2 protein-coding genes and 1 pseudogene are annotated in these 4023 nt (G+C 33.7%); 1 reads left to right on the forward strand and 2 read right to left on the reverse strand.

Translation table 11 applies throughout. The features are described 5' to 3' along the window. Window positions 1-388: pseudogene (locus LX80_RS14245) on the forward strand (hypothetical protein); the annotation flags it as partial. 144 nt (window positions 389-532) lie between these two features. Here the strand turns inward: LX80_RS14245 and LX80_RS14250 are convergent. Continuing rightward, window positions 533-1864: an HlyD family efflux transporter periplasmic adaptor subunit gene (locus LX80_RS14250; RefSeq protein WP_111297317.1), complete on the reverse strand. Its 1332-nt coding sequence runs from the start codon at window positions 1862-1864 to the stop codon at window positions 533-535. Window positions 1865-1876: 12 nt separating this feature from the next. Further along, a partial coding sequence (locus LX80_RS14255; protein ID WP_111297318.1) for a peptidase domain-containing ABC transporter occupies window positions 1877-4023 on the reverse strand: 2147 nt, incomplete at its 5' end.

Here is a 4023-nt window from a genome sequence, read left to right on the forward strand (position 1 = left end):
TCCACACATTCAACGCAGAAAATTTCTCAGTTCTCTTTATCTTACAGCCTTATTGTATTGCATGAAGGCAACTGTATATAAATCAACGGGTAGCTGGTACCAGGTAAAAGCAGAGGATGGACGGTTTTATGCTGCCCGTATAAAAGGGGTGTTCAAAATTGAGGGATTTACTTCTACCAATCCCATTGCAGTTGGTGATGTGGTGAACATTAGCATTGAGCCCGGCCCTGAGCAGCATGCCGTTATTGAAGCCATTGAGCCTCGCCACAATTATGTTATTCGTCAAAGTCCGCATCACCGCAAACATCACCATATTATTGCCGCTAATATGACCATATTGAATGCTATACAAACTCTGAATATAAAACTAATAATAACACTCATTTAAATTCTAATTTTCAAACATATTGAATGAATCTAGGAACTTTAATTATAAAATTTAAATAAACACAATATATAAAAAAATCATTAATTTATATATTAAGATAAACTACAATCATTCAACTATCAATAATGTTGGTAAGCAACTCCATTATCTGTTGACCAACTTACGAATGTTATAATAGAACCGATCTAACAATCGCATTTTTTCTGTTATAATTTCTGCCTGAGCAAATAAACCGAACTGATATTGAAGTGATTTGCCATAGTTCGTCATTAAGCCATTTGGAAGGATTACTTTGGATAGATAGCCACTGTCTGTAGGTGTTTGACTAATATATTCTATTTTTCCTGTTACACTACCAAACTGTTCATAGGGATAAGCCTGAAATTTTAATAGTACATCTTGCTGGGTATTTACTTTACCAAAATTATATTGTGGTATAAACATTTCGGCAAAATATTGAGTGCTTTTTTCATGTATATAAAACAATAATTGTCCGTATTTTATAAACTGGTTTTGCTGATAAAATCCTGCCATTTGTACACGTCCGTCAATTGGTGATTTCAGTACATATTTAAATTCCCATTGTTCAACCTGACTGATTAATGATTGTAAAGCCTGTATGAAAGTATTTTTTTGAACACTGATTTGGTTCTCTAATTCGGCAATTTCTTTTCTTTTGTCATTTTGCTGGCTTTCATTGCTGACAATAGCAGATTTTATCTGCGGTAGGCTTAGTTGTTTAGAAATAAGCTTGCTTTCTTCATTACGATAATCTAGTGCTGAAATAACTTTACTTTGTGCAAGTGATTTGTTTGCCTCAAATGTTTGTTTAGATAAAGCCACATCTCTTTCTAAAAGTAATTTTTGCTCTATTAGAATGGAATGTAAGCGGGTAACGTTGTTCAGGTCGGTTTGCAGCATGGAGCGTTTACGTAAATAAAAACCCTTACTGATAAAATCCTTAAAGCTAATAAAGCTTTGCATAAATATTTGAAAGGGTTGCTGTATTTCTCCCAGATCACTCAAATAATTCTGACTGGAGTAATTTGGAAAGAATTTGATAATTTGATCAGATTTATTCTGGCGTATGTATGCTAAGATGGAATCCAGATTTGCTTTAATAAGTGTTATTGATTTAGGATTAGCAATACTTTCCATATATGCTAATGCATCCCCTTGTTTTACGCTGTCGCCATTGTTTACGAGTAGTTGTTGTAATTTTCCTTCTGTTCTGGTAACTACCTCTTTCGGAGCATTCAGACTACTCAAACGTGCTTTACAGATTACTGTATCTGGGTATTGAATATACCTGCAAACAATTACCATTATTATTATAATAATAAAGAATAAAACAGTACCCCAACGGATAAAAAAAATTGGTTTTCGACTGATGAATTCCTGAACCTCATCACTTCTTAAATGAAATGATTCAGATAAACCGCTAATGTCTCCATTCTCATTTACAACTATCGGCATAATGTAAAAACTTTAGTTTCCTAATTCTAACTGGTTTTTCACTAATTCGTAATAGTATCCTTTTTCTAAGGCAAGCTCTTCATGTGTTCCTTCTTCTACTATTCTGCCCTCATGCAACACTACTATTTTATCAGCGTTTTTTACAGTACTTAAACGATGTGCTACTACAACTACTGTTTTGTTCTTGAAAAATGATTGTAGGCTTTCCAATATCCTTTTTTCATTGTTTGCATCTAAGGCATTGGTTGCTTCATCAAAAAAAATATACTCGGGGTTTTTGTAAACCGCTCTGGCAATTAATATTCTTTGCTTTTGTCCTTGGCTGATGCCTATTCCTTCTGCCCCGATTTTTGTATTAAAACCTAAAGGCAGACTTTCAATATAAGAAAGAATATTAGCTACCTTACAGGCATGTATCAATTGCTGTTGATTGATTTGCTCATCATGTAAGGCTATATTTTTGGCTATGGTATCATTAAAGATATAGCCATCTTGTAACACACTACTGCATTGGCTCCGCCAAAATCTATGGCTGATGTATTTGATATTTGTTTCGCCAATCCTGATATCTCCCTTATAGTTTTCGTAAAACTTTAAAAGTAGTTTCAATAAAGTGGTTTTGCCACTACCACTCATACCTACGATGGCTGTTACTTTGTTCTCCAGTATCATTAAATTAATGTTTTGTAATACTGGCTCGTTGCCTGCACCTGTATAGGTAAAAGAAACATTTGATATATGGATGGATTTATCAGAGGGTAAACTTTGTTGCAAGTTACTTTCTTTATATTCCTCATTCGCTAAACTATGTATTTCATTAAGGCGTTCTAATGATAGTTTGGCATCTTGTGCCTGCTGTATAAACCCAATCAGTTGCTCAACAGGACTGTTTAACTGACCGATGATGTATTGAATCGCCAACATGGCACCCAGTGTTAACTGACCCTCAATTACAGCTTTAGCAACAAAAAAAGTGATAATTATATTTTTACCTTCATTAATCAAAAATGCTCCTGCATACTGATATTGGCTTATTTGTAAAGTTTTAAAACTGAGTTTAAATAAAGCAGTCTGTAATCGTTCCCACTCCCAGCGTTTGGATTTTTCGCAATTGTTTAGGCGTATTTCCTGCATACTATGTACCATTTGCATAGTAGCTGTATTTTCTTTGCTTGCCAGTTTAAAACGTTCTATATCTAATTTTCGGCGATATTTTAGAAAAAATCGAATCCAAAAGAAATATAAAACACTGCCGGTAACGAATACTAAAAAAACGGGTGCATTATACAAAAGCAAGACTATTGAAAAAATAAGTAAACTGATTATTGAGAAAAGAACATTTAAAGAACCTGTTGTTAAAATCTGCTGTACTCTACTGTGGTCGCCAATTCTTTGTAGTGTATCTCCTGTTTTTTTTGCGTCAAAATAAGATAAAGGCAATTGCATCAACTTTATCCAGAAATCAGAGAGAATGGCGATGTTAATACCTGTACCAATATGTAAAAGCAAATGACTGCGTATAAATTCTGTAACGACACGACCGATAAATAGAAAAAGTTGCGCAAAGAGTATGATATAAATGTACTGAAGGTTACGGGTGTTGATGCCAATATCTACAATACTTTGCGTAAGAAAAGGAAATACCAATTGCAAAGCAGATGCTATTACTAAGCCTAAAGTTAATTGAAAAAAATACCTTTTGTATTGATTCACATAACTTAACAAAAAGCTCCAGCTTATTCCAAGGGCTTTGGTCTCTTTTTGTTGATAAAATTCCGGAGTTGGTTCTAAAAGTAAAGCAATTCCCGGAACATCATCAGTTGTTTGCAGCCAGTTTTTACAAAATTCTTCTTTAGTATATTTAATTATATTATATGCAGGGTCGGCTATCTCAATTTTCTTTAGATTTGAATTAGGTGTAACAATTACAAAATGGTTTTGGTTCCAGTAAACAATACATGGAAGAGGTGCTTCTTTTAAAAGTTTTTCAAAATGTATTGTAATGCTCAGGGTTTTTAAGCCTAATTCTTCTGCAGTATTAGCAATCCCCAGAAAATTAACCCCTTCTTTGTTTAATTGTGTTTTGGTTCTAACTTCATTTACATCTAAATTTCTGCCATAATATTTTGCAATCATAGCTAAACAAGCTGGTCCGCAAT

This window comes from Hydrotalea sandarakina (assembly GCF_003254115.1).
Lineage (GTDB): Bacteria > Bacteroidota > Bacteroidia > Chitinophagales > Chitinophagaceae > Hydrotalea > Hydrotalea sandarakina.